We start from the raw sequence: 4,618 nt of genomic DNA, 5'->3' as shown, positions 1-4,618 counted from the left end.
CCGTTAATCAGAAAAACCATGCCCATCCCAGGAGCCATACCGTGATTGATTTCAAAGCGACGCACCTGCTGGGGTTCCGGTAAGGCTGGCGGAGCAATAAGTTTTGTCGGTAACGGAACAGAGGGAACAGGAGTATCGTAGTTGACTGTTGCTAGCACGGTGGCGGTGTTGCCATTGCCACCCATCATTCCTCTGCCACCCATCATTCCTCTACCACCCATCATTCCTCTGCCACCCATCATTCCTCTGCCACTCATGCCCATCTGGGTACGGCTGTAAGGCAGGTTCAGCAAGCGATACTGTCCTGGTTCTCTATCTGCACGCACCAACACTTCTGCCCGTTGTCCAGGTGTCAGTAGCAATTGTGAAACTTCTATCGGTTCGGCCAAGGCACCGGCATCAGTAGCAATCAGGTAGAAAGGGTGATTTTCCAGAGAGAGTCGATAGAAACGGGAAGCAGAAGCATTGAGAATTCGCCAGCGCAACAACCCCTTAGCAGGGACTGAAAATGTGGGATTAAGTTGACCATTAGCGGTAATCAATTTGCCTTCCCGTCCTGTCATAGCTGACATGTGGTTTGAGGGTAGCATACGTCCGTTCCCATCAAGGGCAAAATCTTGGAGAACGAGGAATTCTTCCTTGGCTGCTTGAATTTCGGGAATTTCGTCCAACTCCCCGCGCACGACAAACAAACCTGCTAAACCCCCAAAGACTTGTTCGGCAACCAAACCGTGACGATGGGGATGATACCAAAATGTCCCTGCTGATTGATTCTGGGAGAGTTCAAACTCATAAGTTAGGCGTTCTCCCGGTGAAATGTTGAGAAAAACATTATCAGCATTCCCTGTCGGCGGAATGTGCAATCCGTGATAATGCAGGTTGGTAGGTTGGGAGAGATTGTTGGTAAAGCGGATGCGAATAGTATCCCCTGGTTTAGCTTCAAGGCGAGGTCCGGGAACCTGTCCGTTGTAGCTCAACAAGTATGCTTTTTGTCCCCCCAAATTGACTTGGTGGTAACTGGCTTCTAGGTCAAGTTCTAGTAAACCATTCCTGCTTTGGTGCAGCCAAGGTTGTGCAATAGGGGATTTTGGGGTTTGTTTGCTATTTCCTCCCATTGCCCAGTTAGTTCCTAAGGCTGCCCCAGTCCCGGCTAAACTGAGAGCAAGAAATGTTCGGCGGTTAATCTTTAACATGGTTCATGGCTGTTAATTACAGCTGCGGAGGTTCCAAGGGAACTCTGATGTTGGTTGATAGTGTTAACCTCAATCTGTACTTAGTAGGACTGATAATCCTTAAAAATATTGGATTCACCGTTGCGACTAAACGCCAACACTGCAAAGGACTCTTTTCTCTCCCCCGCCTCCATTCCAGGTGTTCCCAACGGCATTCCCGGTACAGCGATGCCAGCAATGTCGGGCTTTTCCTTGATCAGACGTTTAATATCGTTGGCTGGTACGTGACCTTCGATCGCATATCCATTTATGATCGCTGTGTGACAGGAGGCTAAGTCCTGAGGCACGTTATATTTTTCTTTAACTGCACTCATTTCAGAGGTTTTAGTATCAGTAATCTTAACGTCAGTTTTGGTTAAGCATGGGGCAAGCTAGGGGTTGATGGTTGGCACTTTCAGCCTACCTGCTTTGCTCCTCCTTATCCAAAACTGACGTTAAAAGACGAAAAAAAATGAAAAGTGCAAGCAAAAATGACTGTCAGTGCTGTTCTTTGGTGACCATCATGCTTATGCAGGCTTTGATGACTTCCGCTGGCTCCCAAGAAGGGCAGGAAAATTCATGATCTTGATTCGGTGGCTTATGAGGATTGATTGGAGTTGCTTTCCGGAAAGCAATCCGGAAAGTCTACACGAGGGTTGACTGGTTATGATTCAGATATAGTCAAAGATACAGCAAAACTAAATCCAATAAACTAGTTGACACTTTCCGGAAAGCAATCTAAGAGTGGACTATAGGCAATTCACTTCCTAAGCAAATTGAAAAGAAAACTTAGTTAAGACAAATTACGCGATCGCTTGCAAGTAACTGAACCAGTTTCCGTTAGCCCCAGGGTAAACACATTTACCGATGGTAGCGTACGCCTGAAGGGCTGACGAGCCGGTTATGGTATTAAACTAAGCCAGTGAGTCACCCCACTGACTCGTCTTCAAAACCGTACGTGATACTTTCGCATCATACGGCTCCTCATCATAGGAACCATTGACATTGGTACCTCTACCACGGATTCTCATCCAACTCAGAGGAGTTGACCTTGGTATCGTGTTTAGCATCGTGGCAATGGAGGTGTAGCAATTCCAGATTTTCATCCTTATTGGTTCCACCTAGTGAGCGCGGTATGATATGATGCTTTTCCAACAAATCGTCTGAGCGGAAGGTTAAACCACAATGAGTGCATTTCCCTTTTTGGTTTTTCAGAAGTCTGGCCTTCTGCTTTGGCATTTCGGGATGTTTGCCCATTCTGGTACTCCAATAGATGAGGTCACCATCATAAGGACTTCTGGATTCTTTGACTTTGACATGCCTAACAATTGGGGTTTTAGCATGCTTGGGTAAATAAAGTTCTTCATTTACCCTAAAAGTCCAGTTGTCGTCTTCGATAATTCCCCAATACTTCTTGGTTACCCATCCTTTTGACTTTTTGGGGTGTCTCCTATATCCCCATCTTTGGAGTTTGTTCCATAACAGGTAACCCAATTTGCTGAATGTCTCTTTACTACAGACTGAGCTGTAATAGTTGCACCAGCCTCTTATAATGGGTTTTAATCGGCTGATTAAAGCCGCTTGTGGGGCAGCTTTATGGCGTTCTATTATTTGTGAAAGTTGCCCATAATGCTCTAGAACTTTCTCTTGGGATGGTTTGATGATGGTCTTAAAACCTTGTTTGGATTGGTTTTTACCCACTTGATACTGTCGGATGTTGAATCCGAGGAAGTCGAATCCTTCCGATGTATGAGTAATCCATGTCTTACTTGGTTTCAATTCCAAACCCATATCCTTTAACCATTCATTGATGATTCTTTGACAGTCTTCTACCACAGTTTGGTCTTTATGCATGATGACGAAGTCATCTGCATATCGGATTAAGCTTAATGCTTTTCTATTTCTGGTTTTGTTTCCTTTCATAGATTCTGCATATTGTTTAATCCGTTGTTCCATTCCGTGAAGGGCTATATTTGCCAAAAGCGGAGAGATAACTCCACCTTGTGGGGTGCCCTCTTCTGTAGATGAGAATGTACCATTATCCATCACGCCAGCTTTGAGCCAGGAGCGGATTAATCGTCTTATGGATGGATAAATATTCAGTTTTTTTAGAAGAGCATCATGGTTGATTTTGTCGAAGCATTTAGCAATATCAGCATCTAGAACCCATTTAGGCTTTTGGTTAATGCTTTTGAATATTGCTTCGATGGCATCGTGACATGAGCGCCCTGGTCTGAACCCGTATGAGTTAGGTTCAAAACGCGCTTCCCACTCTGGCTCTATGGCCATTTTGGTTAGCGCCTGCAATGCTCGGTCATACATGGTAGGTATGCCTAATGGGCGTTTTTCCGTTCGGCCAGGTTTGGGAATCCAGACCCGGCGAGTGGGTTTTCCCTTTTTAGAAACTTTGAGATTGGCTACCAGAGATAGACGTTCTTTAGGTGTTAAAGTCTTTACCCCGTCTACTCCAGCGGTCTTTTTCCCTTTGTTTTCTTGAGTTACCTTACGCACCGCCATCATTTTTGCAGTCCAAGACTTGATCAGAGTTTTTTGCAGTTTTCTTACCGCACGACAGTCACCACGGCTTGAGGCTCGAAATATTCGTTTTTGCAGCTTAAATAGGGTCTTTTCAAGCTTTCGCCAGTTGACCTTATTCCATTCCACCCTCTGGAGACCCAGGGTTTTAGACATATTCATTGCTACTTACAACTATTTCTTTTCCCATAACGTGAGTCCGTCTGCGTATTCCAAACATTACTCTGGACATTAGCTTCTGACTCAATCTCCCTCCCACATGACATCAGGCTAACTACCTACTCAGCTAATCGACCTTAGTTGAGAGTACATATGGGAGTTTCTTCGTTCCTGATAACCATACTGTGGACTTTTAGGGTGGTACTATTCACCGGGAATATTTATAGGGAATCATTGATTGGGGAAAAAACCAATCAATCTTATTCCTTTAACTTTTGTTTGTGGCGTATCAATCCATTTCGCCACATAATAGTGACGATGATTCAAGCGTACCTTCCTTTCGTACCCATGAGTCCCTTGCCTGCTACTAACTTTGTCTGGATTGACTCCGCTTCGCTGTTCGACCCCTGCATTCACCCATAGGTCTGTTAGTCCCTATGGATGGGGGTAGGGCTTTCACTCCGATTCCAGGAGGGTTGGATTTTCACCAACATGGTTACCAAGTTGTCTAGGTTCAGTTGAATTATTCCTAGCGGCTAATCCCCCAAGCCCTTATAAGGCAAGGTTTATAGCCAACGAGTCGCACTATTCCATCTACTCCAGCAGTTCCTCTTCCTTTGTTAATCTGTGTTACCCTTTGTATCGCCAGTAGTAATGCTGATTTGCTGTTTATTAACAATTTCATCAGATTTACTACCTTTTTCCAGCTGCCG

At 44.9% G+C, this 4,618-nt stretch carries 4 protein-coding genes; all 4 read right to left on the bottom strand.

From position 1 onward, the window contains the following. On the bottom strand, nt 1-1,193 hold a 1,193-nt coding region (locus F6K57_RS37365; protein ID WP_293073385.1), incomplete at its 3' end, for a multicopper oxidase domain-containing protein. Nucleotides 1,194-1,273: 80 nt separating this feature from the next. Continuing rightward, nucleotides 1,274-1,519, bottom strand: coding sequence for a DUF411 domain-containing protein (locus F6K57_RS37360; protein ID WP_364305727.1), 246 nt, complete (start codon nt 1,517-1,519; stop codon nt 1,274-1,276). 706 nt (nt 1,520-2,225) lie between these two features. Then, nucleotides 2,226-3,908, bottom strand: a complete 1,683-nt coding sequence (gene ltrA / locus F6K57_RS37355) for a group II intron reverse transcriptase/maturase (RefSeq protein ID WP_293073382.1) — start codon at nt 3,906-3,908, stop codon at nt 2,226-2,228. A 526-nt stretch (nt 3,909-4,434) separates the two neighbouring features. Beyond that, nucleotides 4,435-4,618, bottom strand: a 184-nt coding sequence (locus tag F6K57_RS37350; protein WP_293073379.1) for a reverse transcriptase N-terminal domain-containing protein, incomplete at its 5' end; no start/stop codon positions are given.

Origin of the sequence: Moorena sp. SIO4A5 (assembly GCF_010672005.1) — a bacterium.
In the GTDB taxonomy this organism is placed as follows: Bacteria; Cyanobacteriota; Cyanobacteriia; order Cyanobacteriales; family Coleofasciculaceae; genus Moorena.
This window is presented reverse-complemented; position numbering and strand designations above follow the sequence as displayed.

Bases quoted from the DNA above. Each gene is read 5' to 3' on its own strand.
- ltrA (WP_293073382.1), bottom strand. From the start codon at position 3,908: ATGAATATGTCTAAAACCCTGGGTCTCCAGAGGGTGGAATGGAATAAG.